Source organism: Aliiglaciecola sp. M165 (assembly GCF_007197995.1).
In the GTDB taxonomy this organism is placed as follows: domain Bacteria; phylum Pseudomonadota; class Gammaproteobacteria; order Enterobacterales; family Alteromonadaceae; genus Aliiglaciecola.
In genome coordinates this window covers 1-21159 of record NZ_VKKH01000001.1, presented here as the reverse complement: position 1 = coordinate 21159, position 21159 = coordinate 1, and the positions used below count along the sequence as shown (strand labels likewise).

At 44.5% G+C, this 21159-nt stretch carries 17 protein-coding genes and 1 tRNA gene; 17 read left to right on the top strand and 1 reads right to left on the bottom strand.

The window, feature by feature from the left end; all coding sequences use genetic code 11:
• Window positions 1-27: 27 nt before the first annotated feature.
• Window positions 28-843, bottom strand: a complete 816-nt coding sequence (locus FM019_RS00090) for a class I SAM-dependent methyltransferase (protein ID WP_143833855.1) — start codon at window positions 841-843, stop codon at window positions 28-30.
• Window positions 844-994: 151 nt separating this feature from the next.
• On the opposite strand from FM019_RS00090, the gene FM019_RS00085 reads away from it, so the two are divergent.
• From FM019_RS00085 to FM019_RS00005, 17 genes are all read left to right on the top strand, one after another.
• Entirely contained in the window at window positions 995-1411 is a 417-nt protein-coding gene (locus FM019_RS00085) for an MAPEG family protein (protein WP_143833854.1), read from the top strand.
• Window positions 1412-1415: 4 nt separating this feature from the next.
• Window positions 1416-2027, top strand: a complete 612-nt coding sequence (locus FM019_RS00080) for an RraA family protein (protein ID WP_143833853.1) — start codon at window positions 1416-1418, stop codon at window positions 2025-2027.
• 18 nt (window positions 2028-2045) lie between these two features.
• Entirely contained in the window at window positions 2046-3887 is a 1842-nt protein-coding gene (locus FM019_RS00075) for an ABC transporter ATP-binding protein (RefSeq protein ID WP_143833852.1), read from the top strand.
• Between the two features lie 65 nt (window positions 3888-3952).
• Complete coding sequence (locus FM019_RS00070; protein ID WP_143833851.1) at window positions 3953-4672, top strand: hypothetical protein; 720 nt, start codon at window positions 3953-3955, stop codon at window positions 4670-4672.
• Window positions 4673-4809: 137 nt separating this feature from the next.
• Window positions 4810-4886: transfer RNA gene (locus tag FM019_RS00065), tRNA-Trp, on the top strand.
• An 82-nt stretch (window positions 4887-4968) separates the two neighbouring features.
• Window positions 4969-5346, top strand: a complete 378-nt coding sequence (gene secE / locus FM019_RS00060; protein WP_143833850.1) for a preprotein translocase subunit SecE — start codon at window positions 4969-4971, stop codon at window positions 5344-5346.
• 3 nt (window positions 5347-5349) lie between these two features.
• Complete coding sequence (gene nusG, locus FM019_RS00055; protein ID WP_143833849.1) at window positions 5350-5886, top strand: transcription termination/antitermination protein NusG; 537 nt, start codon at window positions 5350-5352, stop codon at window positions 5884-5886.
• 444 nt (window positions 5887-6330) lie between these two features.
• Entirely contained in the window at window positions 6331-6759 is a 429-nt protein-coding gene (gene rplK / locus FM019_RS00050) for a 50S ribosomal protein L11 (RefSeq protein ID WP_143833848.1), read from the top strand.
• A gap of 3 nt (window positions 6760-6762) precedes the next feature.
• Window positions 6763-7461: a 50S ribosomal protein L1 gene (rplA, locus tag FM019_RS00045; protein WP_143833847.1), complete on the top strand. Its 699-nt coding sequence runs from the start codon at window positions 6763-6765 to the stop codon at window positions 7459-7461.
• Window positions 7462-7815: 354 nt separating this feature from the next.
• Complete coding sequence (gene rplJ, locus FM019_RS00040; protein WP_143833846.1) at window positions 7816-8334, top strand: 50S ribosomal protein L10; 519 nt, start codon at window positions 7816-7818, stop codon at window positions 8332-8334.
• Between the two features lie 55 nt (window positions 8335-8389).
• Window positions 8390-8764 (top strand): 50S ribosomal protein L7/L12, encoded by a 375-nt coding sequence (gene rplL / locus FM019_RS00035; protein WP_143833845.1) that lies wholly within the window; start codon window positions 8390-8392, stop codon window positions 8762-8764.
• Window positions 8765-9059: 295 nt separating this feature from the next.
• Window positions 9060-13094, top strand: a complete 4035-nt coding sequence (gene rpoB, locus FM019_RS00030) for a DNA-directed RNA polymerase subunit beta (RefSeq protein ID WP_143833844.1) — start codon at window positions 9060-9062, stop codon at window positions 13092-13094.
• Window positions 13095-13184: 90 nt separating this feature from the next.
• Window positions 13185-17369 carry a DNA-directed RNA polymerase subunit beta' gene (gene rpoC, locus FM019_RS00025; protein WP_143833843.1) on the top strand — a complete coding sequence of 1395 codons (4185 nt, stop codon included), beginning with the start codon at window positions 13185-13187 and terminating at the stop codon, window positions 17367-17369.
• A gap of 208 nt (window positions 17370-17577) precedes the next feature.
• Complete coding sequence (rpsL, locus tag FM019_RS00020; protein ID WP_143833842.1) at window positions 17578-17952, top strand: 30S ribosomal protein S12; 375 nt, start codon at window positions 17578-17580, stop codon at window positions 17950-17952.
• A 76-nt stretch (window positions 17953-18028) separates the two neighbouring features.
• A complete protein-coding gene (rpsG, locus tag FM019_RS00015; protein ID WP_143833841.1) occupies window positions 18029-18499 on the top strand; it encodes a 30S ribosomal protein S7 in 471 nt (156 codons plus the stop codon).
• Window positions 18500-18523: 24 nt separating this feature from the next.
• Window positions 18524-20626 (top strand): elongation factor G, encoded by a 2103-nt coding sequence (gene fusA, locus FM019_RS00010; protein WP_143833840.1) that lies wholly within the window; start codon window positions 18524-18526, stop codon window positions 20624-20626.
• 63 nt (window positions 20627-20689) lie between these two features.
• The coding region (locus tag FM019_RS00005; protein WP_143833839.1) for a GTP-binding protein at window positions 20690-21159 on the top strand (470 nt) is incomplete at its 3' end.

Below are 21159 nucleotides of genomic sequence, written 5' to 3'. Positions count from 1 at the left end.
CCATGCTTAGTTAAACAATGGCAAGTACTACTTACCAAACTTATAAATAAATCGATCCGTATTCCCTCTAATACTGGGGTCGAATACGGATAGGTCTAATGTGTCTTTATCGTTGCGAAGGTAAAAGGCCTCCTCTAATAGTTTGAAGCCGGCTTCGTCGAATTGGAATTTTACGATATCTGGGTCAATTCTATGTTGGTTATTGGCTGCCTCATAACCAGAGCCGGGGTGAGCAAAATGGTCAATAATGATTACCACACCATCATCTTTTAACACCCGTTTTATTGTTGCTAAAACTGCTTTGTGGTCAACAACATTATCTCGTAATTTAACGAGTTTGCCATCTTGCATCATTTGGGTGAAAAACAAATCATGATAATTCAACGCCATAAATGCAATATCAACGGAGTTGTCGGGTACGTTTATTTTTGCGATGGCGATGTTGTCTAGTCTGGTCACATTCGGCAGTCTATTGTCTAATGTGCGTTTTTTGATCCCTTCTTGGGCGAAGCGCCAAATCACTTCATCATTTTGAGCGTAAACTTTCCCTGCTGGGCCTACTGCTTTTGAAAACAGTTCGGTGTACCAACCATCACCGGCAAACAGGTCTAATACGGTATCAGCACTTTTTACGCCGGCAAAAGCCAGGATCTTTTCAGGTTTTCTAGCGGCATCACGCTTGATGTCTTCGCTTGGACGCTCACTTGAAGTCAGAACCTTTTGAATTGCTTGAGCATTTAACACGCTTTGTGCAGACGTGTTAAAGGATACACATAAAGCGAGAAAACCGCAGGAAAGAGCACGGCAGATTAAATTTTGCGTAGAGTTGCGAAAAACATTCATGTTGGCTCAAAAAGTATACATATTAATCTGTCTAGAATAGCCGTTGCTGGGTCAAATTTGCACTAAAAACTGTAACAGAAAAATACGAGATTTAATTTAGAGACTAATTGAGTTACTTTAACCTCAAAGATTTGACCTGATGGAGTTACTAATGAACGCTACGATTATCGCCCTGGCAGGGTACATAAGTTGGGCACTACTACTGTTGGTGTTTTTAGCCGTATATCGAACGGTTTTGGTGATGAATAAAGAGCGACTTCCCAATGCTTTCAAAGCGGATGGTTCAGATTCGCCAGAATTTGGACAACGAATTGCCAGAGCCCAGCTTAATTGTTCTGAAAGTTTTGTGGTCACCGGTGGTGTGATGTTGTTGGCTTTAGCAACAGGTTCGTCGGCAATTACAGATCCTTTGGCCTACTATTTGCTCGCAGCACGTTTGGGCCAATCCATCGTTCATTTGGCTTCAACATCAGTGCTTGCTGTGCAAATTCGGTTTGCTCTTTTCCTCGCACAAATCGCCATTAGTGGATATTGGCTGGTCATGTTATTTTCTAAGTTTGCGGGGTAGTTTGATGCTCACAATGAAGCAGTTTGCTGAGATTTCACCTTGCGAATATGCCGACGGTTTGCCGCGCTCTCAGTTTTTAGATTATCAAATCGCAAGCCTATGGCCTGAGCCTCCTCGTATTGCTGGTCCTGCATTTACGGTGAAATGTGAGCCCGGAGATCACTTAATGCTGCATGCTGCGATTTACCAAGCGCAGCCCGGCGACGTGATTGTTGTACAAGCAGATGATAGCTTTGCTGTGGCAGGTGGAAATGTTTGTGCAATCGCTCAAAATCGCGGTATTGCAGGTTTTATTATTGATGGTGTCATCCGTGATCTTGCCGAAGTGCGAGCGCTAAAATTTCCGGTTTTTGCTCGAGGGGTTATTCCCAAACCTGGAGGAAAGAACTGTTACACACCACTTAATCAACCGATCGATTGTGCCGGAGTGACCGTGCATCCGGGTGATATCATTGTTGCAGATGAAGAGGGGATTGCTGTTATTCCAAAGGCGCAACAAGACGAGGTGTACAATATCGCAAAAGCGCGTACCGACAAAGATGCCGATACTTCGCTAGAACAGTGGCAGGAAAATCATCAAGCAATCGTAAACAAGTGTTTGGCAAAGCTTAAATAATTCCAACTAAGGAAGGTAATGTTTTCATTTTTTGAGCGGTTAACAGACCCGTTCCCACCTGAACATCCCAAACAACCCCCGAAAGGCCTGGTTGCGTTTTGTCGTCACTACACAAAAGGGATGTGGCCTGCCATTTTGCTTGTTTCGATGTTGTCAGCACTCATCGCTGCGCTAGAAGTCACTCTTTTTGGCTATGTTGGACAACTCGTAGACTGGTTAGCAGTTCGTGATCGTCAGACTTTTTTAAGTGAAGAACAAAGCAGTTTGATGTGGATGGGATTGTTGGTTTTGGTGATCCTGCCGTCTTTGGTCGTATTACAATCACTTTTGACGCATCAAACACTGTTGGGTAATTACCCAATGAAAATCCGTTGGCAAGCTCATCGCTATCTGATTGGCCAAAGTGTTAGCTTCTTCCAAAACGAATTTGCCGGACGTGTCGCAACTAAAGTTATGCAAACCGCGCTTTCTGTGCGCGAATCCGTTATGAAGCTGCTGGACATTTTAGTGTATGTCAGTGTCTATTTCATCAGCATTCTGGTATTGATTTTTTCAATAGACTGGCGCTTAAGTCTACCTTTGTTTATTTGGTTGGCTGTTTATGTTTTAGTACTGAAAACCTTTGTACCAAGACTCAAAAATGTATCGCAAAAACAGGCGGATGCCCGCTCGATAATGACCGGTCGAATTGTCGATAGTTACACCAATATCATGACAGTGAAACTGTTCTCTCATAGTAGCCGCGAGTCAGAATATGCCAAAGAGGGCATGTTTGGGTTTTTGAAAACAGTCTATCCGCAGATGCGCCTGGTTACTTTGCTTTATGGCTGCGTTTGGTTTGCCAATTCATTACTTGTATTCAGTGTTAGTGTTATCGCTATTTGGTTGTGGATAGATAACGCCGTGAGTCCAGGGGATTTGGCTGTGGCCATTAGCTTGTGTCTGCGCCTAAATGGCATGTCACAGTGGATCATGTGGGAGGTCTCTTCATTGTTTGAAAATATCGGGACCGTGCAAGATGGCATTAATACCCTGTCCAATGAAATCTCAGTAAAAGACAGTGAAAACGCCAAACCTGTAGAGGTTAGTGGCGGTGCCATCGAATTTGACAGTGTTGATTTTGGATATGCAGGACCAGAAGGTCGGCCAATTGAAGTGTTTGATAAACTGACTTTATCGATTAAACCCGGTGAAAAAGTTGGTTTGGTAGGACGTTCTGGTGCGGGCAAATCGACATTAGTGAATCTGTTGTTGCGCTTCTATGATGTTCAGCAAGGTAAAATTTTGATAGATGGTCAGGACATCAAACAGGTGCAGCAAGAAAGCTTGCGCGAAAATATTAGTATGGTTACTCAGGATACCTCGTTGTTACATCGTTCTGTTCGAGAAAATATTGTTTACGGTAAAATGAATGCGGATGATGAGCAAATGATCACTGCGGCCAAACAAGCAGAAGCTCATGAGTTTATTCAGAACCTGTCGGATTTAAATGGAAATATTGGCTACGATGCTCAGGTTGGTGAGCGTGGAGTTAAGCTCTCCGGGGGCCAACGCCAACGGATCGCGATTGCCAGGGTAATGCTAAAAGACGCGCCGATTTTGATCCTCGACGAGGCTACGTCTGCGTTGGATTCAGAAGTCGAGTTAGCGATTCAACAATGCTTGAATAAAGTTATGGAGAATAAAACCGTATTAGCCATCGCGCATCGCCTGTCGACCATCGCACAAATGGATCGATTACTGGTTTTAGAAAAAGGTCAAATTGTCGAATCGGGGAGCCACACAGAATTGCTGGCACAGGGCGGTATCTATGCAAAATTATGGGCGCATCAAACGGGCGGGTTTATTGGCGTCGATTGAAAACGAGTCGAGTTGTATTCTTAAGCTATACTTAAACTGTATCGAAAACTGGGGCTGTCCTTTATATGCTTAGGGCAAAAGTGAGTGGTGCTAAAGTACTTCTTTTGGGGCTTGTATTTAGCTACTCTTTTTCGATCCGTTGTGCCCCACCTTTACCTGAAGTCATTACGCTTTCATATATTTCCCACCCCTACATAGAAAACCACGTCCTGCCATTGATGGAAAAGGTTTATAGGGATTTAGGTATTCAAGTTGAATTTGTTTTGCAACCTTCCCAACGAAATATGTATTTGGCCTCGTCTGGTCAAACTGACGGCGAGGTTGCTTACAGCGAATTGCTGGTTAACGAGCACGACAATTTGGTGAAGGTTGGCAAGTCACTTATCGCTTCGCAATTTATCTTGTTGTGCCATGACAGTGTGCGGTGCAGTGTTTCTGTGTTGAGTGAAGACGATGTGACAATGTTAATTACCGAAGCGTCTTATGGTGGGATAAAAAGTCATTATGGGGAAAGCTTCGAAGCCCAGCCCTATATCTTGAGCACACTGAGCAATATTCCCAAGTTGATTGAACAAAAACGCATTCTTTACGGCATCTATGTAACTACATTTGGTGACAGTAGTTTGGACACCTACCAACACTTGCAAAAACAATTTCTTTTTTCTACCGCCACTTACCACGTTCTAAACACCAGGCTTGGCTATCTTGCCCCTTTAGTCAGCGAAAGAATGGAAAAATACGCAGCACAATACATCCAGGGATACGGCATTTCGAAACCGCAATAAAATTTGCATCTTGATCTGGTTTTTCCCTTGTAACGCCCCCATCAATGAGTATAATACGCGTCCCTCCTTGTGTGACTCAGCGTTTTTCCGATAAGAATGTCAAGAAATCACAAGGCTGGTGTAACTAAAATTTGTTTAGGGGTGTAGTTCCAATTGGTAGAACAGCGGTCTCCAAAACCGATGGTTGGGGGTTCGAATCCCTCCACCCCTGCCAAACAAATATAGTTTTATGCCTGAATTAATTTTTTACATGCAGGGTGACTTTGCCGCCTGCATAGATAACGGAAGTATTAGTAATGAGCGAAAAAACAGAAACCCAATCCAACCCGGTGGATATGATCAAATGGTTGGTTGTTTTCCTATTGTTGGGCAGCGTAATTGCGGCTAATACCTATTACCAAGAAGTTTCAGTGCTTTATCGTGCTTTAGGCGCGGTGGCTCTTGTGGTTATCGCAGGTTTTATTGCGAGTAGTACGATTAAAGGCAGCACATTTCTGACCTTTGCTAAAGAGTCCCGCATGGAAGTTCGTAAAGTGGTTTGGCCAACACGCCAAGAAGCTACGACTACCACAATGATAGTTTTAGCTGCTACGGCAGTGATGTCTCTCTTATTGTGGGGACTTGACGGAATCATAGTTAAGCTAGTGTCATTTATTACCGGTTTAGGAGTTTAATTCATGTCTGACAAGAAATGGTACGTAGTACAAGCTTTTTCCGGTTACGAAGGACGTGTTCAAAAAACACTCCTTGAGCATATTAAAATGCACAGCATGGAAGACTACTTTGGTGAAATCCTAGTTCCAACCGAAGAAGTGGTTGAAATGCGCGCTGGCCAAAAGCGTAAAAGTGAACGTAAATTCTTCCCAGGTTATGTTCTGGTTGAAATGGAAATGAACGAAGACTCGTGGCACTTAGTGAAAAGTGTTCCACGCGTACTTGGTTTTATTGGCGGTACATCCGACCGTCCAATGCCAATCACTAAGAAAGAAGCAGACGCTATCTTAAACCGCTTAGAAGAGTCTGTAGACAAGCCAAAACCGAAGACGTTATTCGAGCCAGGCGAAGTGGTTCGTGTTACCGACGGTCCTTTTGCCGATTTCAACGGTGTTGTCGAAGAAGTCGATTACGAAAAAAGCCGCTTGAAAGTTTCCGTTCTTATTTTTGGCCGTTCAACGCCTGTAGAGTTGGAATTTGGGCAAGTAGAGAAAGGGTGAGGTAGGTAGTACTTAGCTTCGAAGAAGCGTTTACCTGCCGAACGACCGACATGGATGTCGGGCTGGAACCTAGCCACAGGATGTGCACGATGAGACGACATTAGGTCGTCTTTTTTTGTTTATACAACCTAGACTCGTCCCGGCAACGCTGTTGTGGGCGCACGCAGTGCCGGGATCTTTTAAACTCTACGATGGTGTTTAAGAGATCCCCGACAAGAGCGCTCGATAACTTTTCTTCGAGTCGAGTTATATATAACGTCGTCGACAACAATTACACGCGTTATGAGCCACCAAAAGCAGAAAATTTAAATTTGTCAACATTTGTTGTTGATCATGTCCAATTACTAATCTATAATTCGCGACCCTTTATTTGTATGGGAAGCCGATCGAGCAAACATTCTCAGTGTATTGCGAGGCGTTTGACCCAAAATTGAGAGAAGCAAAATGGCTAAAAAAATCACTGGCTTAATTAAGCTACAGGTTGCAGCTGGCTCTGCAAATCCTAGTCCACCTGTTGGTCCTGCATTGGGTCAAAAAGGTGTGAACATCATGGAATTCTGTAAAGCGTTTAACGCCGCTACAGACAGCCTTGAAAAAGGTGCTCCAGTTCCAGTAATTATTACTGTGTACGAAGATCGTTCATTCACGTTCGAAACCAAGACTCCTCCTGCATCTTTCTTATTGAAAAAAGCAGCGGGTATCAAAAGCGGTTCTGGCCGTCCTAACACTGAAAAAGTGGGTAAAGTGACGCGCGCGCAATTGGAAGAAATTGCAAAGACTAAAGAACCTGACCTTACTGCGGCTGATCTTGACGCTGCTGTTAACACCATCGCGGGTTCTGCTCGTAGCATGGGCTTGGTAGTAGAGGGTTAAGACATGGCTAAATTATCTAAAAAAATGCGCACTATCCGTGAGAAAGTTGACGCTGAAAAAGAATATGAAATCAACGAAGCTGTGTCTTTGTTGAAAGAGCTAGCGACTGCAAAATTCGCAGAAAGTATTGATGTTTCTGTCAACCTTGGCATCGATGCTCGTAAATCTGACCAAAACGTTCGTGGTGCAACTGTACTACCAAACGGTACAGGTAAAGAAGTACGTGTTGCGGTATTTACTCAAGGCGCTAATGCAGAAGCAGCTAAAGAAGCTGGTGCTGATATCGTCGGTATGGACGACTTGGCAGACCAAGTGAAAAAAGGCGAAATGAATTTTGACGTAGTCGTTGCTTCTCCAGATGCGATGCGCGTTGTCGGCCAACTTGGTCAAATCTTAGGTCCACGTGGCCTTATGCCAAACCCTAAAACGGGTACAGTAACACCAGACGTAGCCACTGCAGTTAAAAATGCAAAAGCGGGTCAGGTTCGTTACAGAAACGACAAGAACGGTATCATCCACGCAAGCATTGGTAAGATTGCTTTTGAAGCAAATCAAATCCAAGAAAACCTTGAAGCATTGCTTGAAGCATTGAAGAAAGCTAAGCCTTCTTCAGCAAAAGGCACCTACTTCAAGAAAGTTAGCTTGAGCACCACTATGGGTGCTGGCGTGACACTTGATCCAGCAAGCATTGGCTTGAAATAAATTCTTTGCTTATCGCTTAGGCGGTAAAACAAGGCTTATAGGCTAACGCCTATCTCTCTGTAGGTTATGGGTTGGAGCTAATAGATGACAAAGTCACTACTTAGCTCCCGTCCAAGACCGCAGGTGTGAAACGGTAAATGAAGTAAGAGAGCATTTGCACTAAACGTTTTACTTAATGTTTTACTTTTAAAGTGGGATGCCTGCGCAGACGGTGGTTTCGACTCAGACTCTCTGGGAAAGCGAACACCGTAGAGCGGTAAAAATGAAGCACTTACGTGTGACATTTTTATCAATCTGGAACTCTGAAAGAGCGTTCTTTTAGAACAAACTTTCAGTTAACAAGAGGTGAACTCAGTGGCACTAGGTTTAGCAGCAAAAAAAGAGATCGTAGCAGAAGTAAATGATGTTGCATCTCGCGCTCTATCCGTTGCCGTCGCTGAATACCGTGGGATGGAAGTTTCAGAACTGACTGACCTGCGTGTTAAAGCTCGTGAACAAGGCGTGTACGTGAAAGTTGTACGTAACACTCTTGCTAAGCGTGGTTTAGCAGACAGCAAGTTTGCAGATCTGAATGAAGCTTTGACTGGTCCTTTGATTTACGGATTTTCAATAGACGCACCAGGCGGTGCAGCACGTCTATTCAAAGATTTCGCAAAAGAAAATGACAAGCTTAAAGTAACAGCACTTTCAATCGGCAGTGGTTTATTGGGTCCTGATAAATTGGACGCAGTGGCTTCACTTCCGACTCGCGACGAAGCACTGGCAAAACTACTTGCTACCTTCAAAGCACCAGCCGAGAAATTCGTTCGTACAATCAACGAAGTTCCAGGCAAGTTTGTGCGTGTATTGGCGGCGATCAAAGACGAAAAATAATTTTCGTGTTTGGCATTAAATTTTTTATTATTAACTAACCCGGGAGTTTAGAGAAATGGCTCTAACTAAAGAAGATATCTTGAACGCGATTGCTGAAATGCCAGTTATGGAATTGGTAGAGCTAATCGAAGCAGCTGAAGAAAAATTCAACGTTTCTGCAGCAGCAGCAGTAGCAGTTGCAGGTCCTGCAGCAGCAGCTGGTGAAGCAGCAGCAGAGCAAACTGAGTTTGACGTTGTAATGACTTCATTCGGTGGCAACAAAGTTGCTGTTATCAAAGCAGTACGCGGCGCTACTGGTCTAGGTCTTAAAGAAGCTAAAGAAGTTGTTGAATCAGCTCCTAAAGCTATCAAAGAAGGTCTATCTAAAGACGAAGCTGAAGCACTTAAAGCTGAACTTGAAGCAGCTGGCGCAGAAGTGGAACTTAAGTAATTTGTCATCTGACAGATTACTTGCCTGAAAAGGCTTGGGCTGGTGATTATTTAATCACCAGCCTTTTTGCGCTGTAGGATAGGGCATTTATACCCTTTAACACTATCCTTCGAATGTATGCGCAACCGTGATGGAAAAGTAAAATAAAACCAATGAGTTAAGTATTATTTATAGTGATACGAAGTAAAAAATTGGTGTATGCTTTGAAATTGCGCCGTAAAGGGTGCTTGAAGTTTGCTCGGTAAAAGCGCTTTACCTTGCAAGTTGGGTCAAAAATCAGAATGCTGAGGAACCCATGGTTTACTCCAATAGCGAAAAGAAACGTATCCGTAAGGATTTTGGCAAACGCCCGCAGGTATTAGAGATACCTTACCTTCTTTCAATCCAGCTCGATTCTTTTAAAAAGTTTATCGATATTGATGTTGATGGACAATATGGACTAGAAGCTGCTTTTAGGTCAGTTTTCCCGATTAAAAGTTACTCGGGTAACTCTGAACTACAATATGTTAGCTACCGCCTAGGTGAGCCAGTATTTGACGTTAAAGAATGTCAAATCCGTGGCGTAACCTTTTCTGCACCTCTTCGTGTAAAACTACGTTTAGTTTTGTTCGATAAAGAAGCAGCACCGGGCACAGTTAAAGATATTAAAGAGCAAGAAGTTTACATGGGTGAAATTCCACTCATGACCGAAAACGGTACTTTTGTTATCAATGGAACTGAGCGCGTTATTGTGTCTCAATTACACCGTTCACCTGGTGTGTTCTTCGATCATGACAAAGGAAAAACGCATTCATCTGGTAAAGTACTTTATAACGCCCGAGTTATTCCTTACCGTGGTTCTTGGTTAGACTTCGAATTTGACCCTAAAGATAATTTGTTTGTACGTATAGACCGTCGCCGCAAATTACCAGCGACGATCATCTTACGTGCACTAGAAATGAGCACAGAAGAAATTCTCGAATTGTTCTTCGATCGCGATCAGATTCGTATGGTTGACGATAAGTTCATGATGGATATCGTTCCTGAACGTCTTCGTGGTGAAACTGCTCAGTTCGATATACTAGATGGGAAAGGCGAGGTTCTAGTAGAAACTGGACGTCGTATTTCTGCTCGCCACACGCGCGCGCTTGAAAAAGCTAAAATCACTGAACTAGAAGTGCCGGCTGAATTCTTAGTAGGTCGTGTTGTTGCTAAAACACACGTCAACGAAGAAACCGGAGAAGTGATAGTTAATGCTAATGATGAGCTAACACTTGAAGTATTAGAAGTCTTATCAGCATCAGAAGTCAAAGCATTTGATACCTTGTATATCAATGAACTTGACCACGGTGCTTACATCTCTGATACATTGCGTATTGACAGCTCAACTAACCGTCTTGAAGCGTTAGTTGAAATCTATCGCATGATGCGTCCTGGTGAGCCACCAACAAAAGATGCAGCAGAAACCTTGTTTGGTAACTTGTTCTTCTCTGAAGACCGTTATGATCTGTCTGCTGTAGGTCGTATGAAGTTCAACCGACGCCTTGGTCGTGAAGAATTGACTGGTGAAGGCATATTAGACAAAGCCGATATCATCGCTGTTATGAAGCAGTTAATTACCATTCGTGATGGTAAAGATGAAGTGGATGATATTGATCACTTGGGTAACCGTCGTATTCGTTCAGTTGGTGAAATGGCGGAAAACCAATTCCGTGTTGGCCTAGTTCGTGTTGAACGTGCTGTGAAAGAGCGCCTAAGTTTGGGCGACCTTGATGCCATCATGCCGCAAGATTTGATCAATGCTAAGCCTATCTCAGCAGCGGTTAAAGAGTTCTTCGGGTCAAGTCAGCTTTCTCAGTTCATGGACCAAAACAACCCGCTATCAGAAGTGACGCACAAACGTCGTATTTCTGCTTTGGGCCCAGGTGGTTTGACACGTGAACGTGCAGGCTTTGAAGTCCGAGACGTACACCCGACTCACTATGGTCGTGTATGTCCAATTGAAACACCAGAAGGTCCAAACATCGGTTTGATCAACTCGCTTTCGAGTTTTGCTCGTACCAATGATTTTGGTTTCCTGGAAACACCTTATCGTAAGATTGTTGACGGCACAGTGACAGACGAAATTGATTACTTGTCTGCTATTGAAGAAGGTCAGTTTGCTATCGCACAGGCAAACGTTGCAGTTGACGAAAACGGTAAATTGACAGAGGAATTGATCCCTTGTCGTTATCGCGGTGAAACAACGTTGATGCAAATTGAAGACATCAAATACATGGATGTCTCACCTCAGCAGATCGTTTCTGTCGCTGCATCAATCATCCCATTCCTAGAGCACGATGATGCTAACCGTGCCTTGATGGGCGCGAACATGCAACGTCAAGCCGTTCCAACGTTGAAGGCTGATAAGCCGCTTGTTGGTACAGGTATGGAAAAAACCGTTGCCGTTGACTCTGGTGTAACCATCATTGCAAAACGCGGTGGTTCGGTTGATTACGTTGACGCTAGTCGTATTGTTATTAAGGTGAATGAAGACGAAATGACTGCCGGTGAAGCAGGCATTGATATCTACAACCTGACTAAATATACACGTTCAAACCAAAACACCTGCATCAATCAAAAGCCTACGTGTAATGTTGGCGACCCGATTGTAGCTGGAGACGTTTTGGCTGATGGCCCGTCTACCGATTTAGGTGAATTGGCGCTAGGTCAGAACATGCGTATCGCATTTATGCCTTGGAACGGTTACAACTTTGAGGATTCAATCCTTATTTCTGAGCGTGTCGCCCAAGAAGATCGCTTCACCACTATCCACATCCAAGAACTTAGCTGTATCGCTCGTGATACCAAGCTTGGTCCAGAAGAAATCAGTGCTGATATTCCTAACGTAGGGGAATCTGCATTGGGCAAACTGGATGAATCTGGTGTGGTTTATATCGGTGCTGAAGTGAAAGGCGGTGACATCCTTGTAGGTAAAGTTACTCCTAAAGGCGAGACTCAGCTAACACCTGAAGAAAAACTCTTGAGAGCAATCTTCGGTGAAAAAGCGTCTGACGTGAAAGACACTTCTCTACGTGTACCTAACTCTGTTCACGGTACCGTCATTGATGTTCAAGTCTTTACTCGCGATGGCGTTGAAAAAGATAAGCGTGCATTAGAAATCGAAGATATGCAGTTGCGTCAAGTTAAGAAAGACTTGGGTGACGAATTTGGTATCTTGGCTGACGGCATTTTTGCTCGTGCAGCGAATCTTCTAACTCGCAACGGCGTTGACCAAGCCAAGCTTGATAGCATGCCGCGTGAGAAATGGTTTGATATCACATTGAAAGATGATGATGCACAGAATGAACTAGACCAAACCGCTGAGCAATACAGTGAAACGAAACTTGATTTTGATAACAAATTTGAAATCAAGCGTCGTAAAATCACCCAAGGTGATGATCTTGCGCCAGGCGTGTTGAAAATTGTTAAAGTTTATTTGGCGGTTAAACGTCATATCCAACCTGGTGATAAGATGGCCGGTCGTCACGGTAACAAAGGTGTTATCTCGACTATCCAACCAGTAGAAGATATGCCGTACGATGAAAACGGTACCCCTGTTGATATCGTACTTAACCCGCTAGGTGTACCTTCACGTATGAACATCGGTCAGATATTGGAAACTCACTTGGGCATGGCTGCTCATGGTTTGGGTGTGAAAATCGACCGCATGATCAAAGAGCAAGAAGAGATGGCCAAGCTACGTAGCTTCCTAAAAGATGTTTACGGTTCTGGTACGTCTCACCAGGAAGTGGATTTAGATAGCTTCTCAGATGAGCAAATCAAAACACTTGCTGAAAACTTGCGTAAAGGTGTACCTATTGCAACGCCAGTATTCGATGGTGCGACTGAAGCAGAAATTAAAGATCTGTTGACGTTGGCTGACATCCCTACGAGCGGACAAATCACCTTGTTTGATGGCCGTACTGGCAACGCGTTTGAGCGTCCAGTTACTGTTGGTTACATGTACATGCTGAAACTTAACCACTTGGTTGATGACAAAATGCATGCACGTTCAACTGGCTCTTACAGCTTGGTTACACAGCAGCCGTTGGGTGGTAAAGCTCAATTCGGTGGTCAGCGTTTCGGTGAGATGGAAGTGTGGGCACTTGAAGCTTACGGTGCCGCTTACACCTTGCAAGAAATGCTTACTGTTAAGTCCGATGACGTGAATGGTCGCACCAAGATGTATAAAAACATCGTTGATGGCGATCATCGCATGGAACCTGGTATGCCGGAGTCGTTCAACGTATTGTTGAAAGAAATCCGTTCACTGGGTATCAACATCGAACTCGAAGAGCAGAACGATTAAGCTGCTCTTCTAGAGCAAAAGACTAAGAGAGCCTGTTTGGTGTAAGTCACCATTCAGGCTTGCGTAACACCACTCCGCTGGGAGATAAATGTGAAAGACTTATTAAAGTTTCTTAAGCAACAGAACAAAACCGAAGAGTTCGATAATATTCGTATCGGTCTTGCTTCTCCGGACATGGTCCGATCATGGTCATTTGGTGAGGTTAAAAAGCCTGAAACCATTAACTACCGTACGTTCAAACCTGAACGTGACGGCCTATTCTGTGCTCGTATTTTTGGGCCAGTAAAAGACTATGAGTGCTTGTGTGGAAAGTACAAACGCCTAAAACACCGCGGTGTAATCTGTGAAAAATGTGGCGTTGAAGTGACCCTAACAAAAGTGCGTCGTGAGCGCATGGGCCACATCGAATTGGCGAGCCCAGTTGCACATATCTGGTTCTTGAAATCACTTCCGTCTCGCATCGGCTTGATGCTTGATATGACACTACGTGATATCGAACGAGTACTTTATTTTGAATCATACGTGGTGACAGAGCCTGGTATGACTACCCTAGAGCGTTCTCAACTTCTTACTGAAGAAGAGTACCTTGACTCGCTAGAAGAGCATGGTGATGAGTTCGAAGCAAAAATGGGTGCCGAAGCAGTATTTGAATTACTTAAAGTACTTGATGTTGATGCAGACGTGGCGGCTATGCGTGAAGAATTGCCTAGCATCAACTCAGAAACTAAGCGCAAGAAAATCACCAAGCGTTTGAAGTTGCTTGAATCATTCCAACAGTCTGGCAACAAGCCAGAGTGGATGATCATGACAGTACTTCCAGTATTACCGCCTGACTTACGTCCATTGGTACCTCTGGATGGTGGCCGCTTCGCAACCTCTGATTTGAATGACCTTTACCGCCGAGTTATTAACCGTAATAACCGTTTGAAGCGTCTTCTCGATCTTGCTGCGCCAGACATCATTGTTCGTAACGAAAAACGTATGCTTCAAGAAGCGGTTGATGCCTTGTTAGATAATGGTCGTCGTGGTCGTGCTATCACTGGCTCTAACAAACGTCCGTTGAAATCTTTGGCTGATATGATCAAAGGTAAGCAAGGTCGTTTCCGTCAGAACCTTCTTGGTAAGCGTGTTGACTACTCTGGACGTTCAGTTATCACTGTTGGTCCTACACTACGTTTGCACCAGTGTGGTCTGCCTAAGAAAATGGCACTTGAGTTATTCAAGCCATTTATCTACGGAAAATTAGAAGGTCGTGGATTAGCAACAACGATTAAAGCAGCTAAAAAATTAGTCGAACGTGAAGCGCCGGAAGTTTGGGACGTTTTGGATGACGTTATCCGCGAACACCCTGTATTACTTAACCGTGCACCAACACTACACAGATTGGGTATTCAAGCATTTGAACCGACCTTAATCGAAGGTAAAGCTATCCAATTGCATCCATTGGTTTGTGCAGCGTACAACGCTGACTTCGATGGTGACCAAATGGCGGTACACGTACCGTTGACTATCGAAGCACAACTAGAAGCCCGTGCATTGATGATGTCAACCAACAACATTTTGTCCCCCGCAAATGGTGAGCCAATCATCGTGCCTTCACAGGACGTTGTATTAGGTTTGTACTACCTAACTCGTGACCGTGTAAATGGCTTGGGTGAAGGCATGGTATTTACCAGCCCACACGAAGCTGAAAAAGCGTATCGTACAGGTAATGCTGAGTTGCATGCTCGCGTAAAAGTACGTATCACTGAGTACGATGTTGCGGAAGACGGTTCTAAAACAGAAAAAGTGACGTTGACAGATACCACTGTTGGCCGCGCTATTTTCTCTTTGATCCTGCCAAAAGGATTGCCGTTTGAAATCATTAACCAGCCAATGGGTAAGAAGCAAATCTCTAAATTGCTAAATACTTGTTATCGTGTTTTGGGTCTTAAAGATACGGTTATTGCCGCTGACCAAATCATGTATACCGGTTTCCACTACGCGATGATCGCGGGTGCTTCTGTTGGTATTGACGACATGGTCATTCCTGATGCTAAGAAAGAAATTATCGAAGCAGCAGAAGAAGAAGTATTTGAAATCCAGGAGCAATTCCAATCAGGTCTTGTTACTGCTGGTGAGCGTTACAACAAGGTTATCGATATCTGGTCTCGTGCAAACGAAGACGTTGCTAAAGCGATGATGTCGAACTTGTCAAAAGAAAGCGTTAAGAACCGTGACGGCGAAATGGAAGAGCAAGACTCGTTCAATTCCGTGTTCATGATGGCTGACTCCGGTGCTCGTGGTAGTGCCGCACAGATTCGTCAGCTTGCAGGTATGCGTGGCTTGATGGCAAAACCAGATGGTTCAATCATCGAAACACCGATTACCGCTAATTTCCGCGAAGGTTTGAACGTACTTCAGTACTTCATCTCAACTCACGGTGCGCGTAAAGGTTTGGCCGATACTGCATTGAAAACAGCAAACTCGGGTTACCTAACCCGTCGCTTGGTTGACGTTGCACAAGATTTGGTTATTAACAACGAAGACTGTGGCACTTTCGAAGGTGTTAAAATGACACCGTTAATCGAAGGTGGTGACGTTGTTGAGCCGCTTCGCGAACGTGTATTGGGTCGTGTTGTTGCTGAAGACGTAGTTAAGCCAGGTTCAGACGAGATTCTAGTAGAACGTAACGTGCTATTGGATGAAGCCTTGGTTGATATGCTTGAAGCAAACTCAGTTGACCAGATTATCGTACGCTCGGTTATCACTTGTGATAACGATTTTGGTGTGTGTGCGAGATGTTACGGTCGTGATTTGGCCCGTGGTCACATGGTTGGTCATGGTGAGTCGGTTGGTGTTATTGCAGCACAATCAATCGGTGAACCAGGTACACAGCTAACGATGCGTACTTTCCACATCGGTGGTGCTGCATCTAGAGCTTCTGCCGAAAACAGTGTTCAGGTTAAAACAACTGGTACATTGAAACTACACAACTCTAAGTTTGTTCGCAACGCAGATGACAAAGTGGTAATCGTTTCTCGCTCAACTGAATTGACAATGATCGATGATCAAGGTCGTGAGAAAGAGCGTTACAAGGTGCCATATGGTGCGATTTTAACTGTTGACGACAATGCTGCGGTGAATGCAGGTGACGTTGTAGCTAACTGGGACCCGCATTCGCATCCAATTATCACTGAACGTAAAGCGAAAATCAGCTTTGCTGACGTAGACGATTCGAACACCGAAATGCAACAAGACGAGTTGACTGGCTTGACCCGTATCGTTGTTAAAGATTTGACGAAAGCTAATGCAAAAGAGCCTAAGCTTATCCTTGAAAGTGATGAAGTTGGCTTGCAAGAAATTCGCCTGCCTAGCTTTACCACCATTGAAGCGGCTGATGGTAAAGAAGCTCGTGAAGGTGACGTGTTAGCGCGCATTCCTCAGGAAAGTTCGAAAACTCGTGACATCACCGGTGGTCTACCGCGCGTTGCTGACTTGTTTGAAGCTCGTAAGCCTAAAGAGCCAGCCATTTTGGCAGAAGTATCAGGTAGCATCGGCTTTGGTAAAGAAACCAAAGGTAAGAAGCGCTTGGTCATTACACCAAAAGATGGTGATCACTATGAAGAGATGATCCCGAAATGGCGTCAATTGAACGTCTTCGAAGGTGAGTCTGTAGAAAAAGGTGAAGTTATCGCTGATGGTCCTGAGTCTCCGCATGACATCTTACGTCTGCGTGGTATCAGTGCAGTAGCTAACTACATTGTGAACGAAGTACAGGAAGTTTACCGTCTGCAAGGTGTAAAAATTAACGATAAGCACATCGAAGTTGTTATTCGCCAGATGTTGCGTAAGTGTTTGATCACCCATGCTGGTGACACTCAGTTCCTAGAAGGTGAACAAGTAGAAGTTGCTAACGTTAAGATTGCTAACCGTGAAATGGAAAAACAGGGCAAAATCCCTGCTCAGTTTGAGACTCAGTTGCTAGGTATTACCAAAGCATCACTTTCAACTGAATCATTCATTTCAGCTGCATCTTTCCAAGAAACAACACGTGTTCTTACCGAAGCTGCAGTGCAAGGTAAAGAAGACGAATTACGTGGCTTGAAAGAAAACGTTATCGTAGGTCGTTTGATCCCTGCTGGTACTGGTTTTGCTTATCATCAAAACCGCGCCAAAATGAAGCAAGCTGCATTGGTTGAAGAACCTTCAGTTTCAGCTTCAGAAGCAGAGCAAGCACTTGCCGAAGCATTGAATGCAGAAACAGGTGAAAGCGGCACAGCAACTGAAGAATAATCAGTCGCTAAACGCTTTACCAACTGTCAAATAAAAAGGCCCCTCATTCAGGGGCCTTTCGTTATTCATTCCTTGACAGTTCACTTTATGATCTATAGAATTCCGCGACCCGAAATTTGGTAATCCAAGTTAAGGTTGCGGATTTTTCGCTTTCAGCGCTCGGTAAAACGAGCAAAACAGTAGATTTTTTATAACCAGGAGCTAGTTAATGGCAACAGTTAACCAGTTGGTACGCTCCCCTCGCAAAAAGCCCGTTGTGAAAAGCAACGTTGCTGCATTGCAAGCGTGCCCACAAAAACGTGGAGTATGTACTCGTGTATATACCACCACACCAAAGAAGCCGAACTCAGCACTACGTAAAGTATGCCGTGTTCGTTTAACCAACGGTTTTGAAGTTTCTTCATACATCGGTGGTGAAGGTCACAACCTACAAGAGCACAGTGTTGTTCTTATCCGTGGTGGCCGTGTTAAAGATTTACCAGGTGTTCGTTACCACACTGTTCGCGGTACTTTGGACTGCGCAGGCGTAAACGACCGTAAACAAGCCCGTTCTAAGTACGGCGCAAAAAGGCCTAAATCTTAACGGTTCTCCGTTTAGTAAGGCCAAACTGAATTAAATTAGAGTTTTGGGTTATCCCTGAATCCCACGGAGAATTAAGATGCCAAGAAGACGAGTCGTAGGTCAACGTAAAATCCTACCAGATCCTAAGTTCGGATCACAATTACTTGCCAAATTCATGAACGTTGTCATGTTAGATGGTAAAAAATCTACTGCTGAAAAAATCGTTTACGGTGCATTAGACATCGTTGCTGAAAAGACCGGCAAAACACACCTAGATGTTTTCGAAGAAGCACTAGACAACATCCGCCCTACAGTCGAGGTCAAGTCTCGCCGTGTTGGTGGTTCTACGTACCAAGTACCTGTAGAAGTTCGTCCAGTTCGTCGTAATGCACTAGGTATGCGTTGGATGGTTGAAGCTGCGCGTAAGCGTGGTGAAAAATCTATGGCTCAGCGCCTAGCAGCTGAAATGCTAGATGCGTCTGAGAACAGAGGCTCTGCGGTTAAGAAACGTGAAGACGTTCACCGTATGGCTGAAGCGAACAAAGCGTTCGCGCACTACCGCTGGTAGTCACCGCAGGATTAAGAGGGAAAGATGGCTCGTAAGCATCCTATCGAACGCTATCGTAACATCGGAATCGTTGCACACGTTGATGCGGGTAAAACGACCACGACTGAACGTGTTCTATTCTATACTGGCTTGTCTCACAAGATCGGTGAAGTCCATGATGGCGCAGCCACCATGGACTGGATGGAGCAGGAACAAGAGCGTGGCATTACTATTACCTCAGCGGCAACCACCTGTTTCTGGTCTGGCATGCAACAACAGTATGACCAGCACAGAATCAACATCATCGATACACCAGGGCACGTTGACTTCACGATTGAAGTAGAACGCTCTTTGCGTGTACTTGATGGTGCTGTCGTGGTGTTTTGTGGCTCATCGGGTGTCGAACCTCAATCTGAAACTGTATGGCGCCAAGCTGACAAATACCATGTTCCGCGCATGGTTTTTGTCAATAAAATGGACCGTGCAGGCGCTGACTTTGATCGCGTAGTGGATCAAATTCGCAATCGTTTAGGTGCCACTTGTGTGCCTATTCAATTGAACATTGGTGCTGAAGAGACCTTTAAAGGCGTTATTGACCTGATCAAGATGAAAGCCATTAATTGGAACGAATCTGATCAGGGCATGACATTCGACTATGAAGATATTCCGGCAGATCTACTCGACCGCGCGACAGAAATGCGCATGGAGATGGTAGAAGCTGCTGCGGAAGCCTCTGACGAACTAATGGATAAATACCTGGAAGGTGAAGAGCTTTCTGAGGAAGAAATTAAAACCGGACTACGCATACGTACGCTAAATAACGAGATTGTTGTTGCTACATGCGGCTCCGCGTTTAAAAACAAAGGTGTGCAAGCAGTTCTCGACTCTGTGATTGAGTTCTTGCCTGCTCCAGTAGATGTCCCTGCTATTAAAGGGGTATTAAACGACAAAAAAGAGACCGAAGCTGAGCGTCATGCTGACGACAGTGAACCGTTTGCTGCTTTGGCGTTTAAAATTGCCACTGACCCATTTGTGGGTACCTTAACGTTCTTCCGCTGTTATTCCGGAGTTGTTAATACAGGTGATGCTGTTTTCAACGCGGTTAAAGGTAAAAAAGAACGCTTTGGTCGAATCGTGCAAATGCACGCCAAAGACCGCGAAGAGTTAAAAGAAGTAAGAGCTGGCGATATAGCTGCTGCCATTGGTTTAAAAGACGTCACAACCGGGGACACTTTGTGTGATCCTAATCATGTGATTACTCTTGAACGTATGGAGTTTCCTGAACCGGTGATTTCCATTGCGGTAGAGCCCCGATCAAAAGCTGATCAGGACAAAATGGCTGTCGCATTAGCAAAACTTGCTGCCGAAGATCCTTCTTTTCGCGTTAAAACTGATGAAGAATCCGGCCAGACTATAATCTCTGGTATGGGTGAATTACATCTGGATATTATCGTCGATCGAATGAAGCGCGAATTTAGCGTTGATTGTAACGTTGGTAAACCGCAAGTGGCGTACCGCGAAACAATTCGTAAGAGCGTGGAAGTGGAAGGTAAGTTTGTGCGTCAATCCGGCGGTCGTGGCCAATATGGACACGTCTGGCTAAAAGTTGAGCCAAATGAAGAAGGAGCAGGTTACGAGTTCGTGAATGAAATCGTTGGTGGCGTTGTCCCCAAAGAATACATTCCAGCTGTTGACAAAGGTATCCAAGAGCAAATGCAAAATGGTGTACTTGCCGGTTATCCTGTTCTCGATGTCAAAGCAACTTTGTTTGACGGTTCTTTTCATGATGTAGATTCTTCGGAAATGGCGTTTAAAATTGCCGGTTCAATGGGCTTTAGAAATGCTTGTGAAATAGCCAAGCCTGTATTGCTCGAACCGACAATGAAAGTTGAAGTCACCACACCAGAAGACTGGATGGGTGATGTTGTTGGCGATCTAAACCGTCGCCGCGGCGTAATAGAGGGAATGGATGATGGCGTTGCGGGTATAAAAATTGTACGCGCAAAGGTTCCGCTCTCTGAGATGTTTGGTTATGCTACCGCACTGAGAAGTGCTACGCAGGGTCGAGCTTCGTATTCTATGGAGTTTTTCAACTATGCAGAAGCGTCAGCAAATGTGACGCAAGCAATAGTTGAATCTAGAAATTAATCTAAATGAAGGTTCGGTCCGGTCTGTTATTGGGTCGGACTTTTAAATTAGGAAAAAAGAAAAATGGCTAAAGAAAAGTTTGAACGTACGAAACCCCATGTCAACGTTGGTACAATTGGTCACGTTGACCATGGTAAAACAACCCTAACTGCCGCAATTACAACTGTACTTGCAAAAACATACGGTGGTTCAGCTCAAGCATTCGATCAAATCGATAACGCTCCAGAAGAGCGCGAGCGTGGTATCACAATCGCAACGTCTCACGTTGAGTACGATACACCGACTCGTCACTACGCACACGTTGACTGCCCAGGACACGCTGATTACGTTAAAAACATGATCACGGGTGCTGCACAGATGGACGGCGCAATCTTGGTTGTAGCGGCAACAGATGGTCCTATGCCACAAACACGTGAGCACATCTTGTTGGGTCGTCAGGTTGGCGTACCTTACATGATCGTATTCATGAACAAATGTGACATGGTTGATGACGAAGAGTTACTAGAATTGGTAGAAATGGAAGTACGTGAACT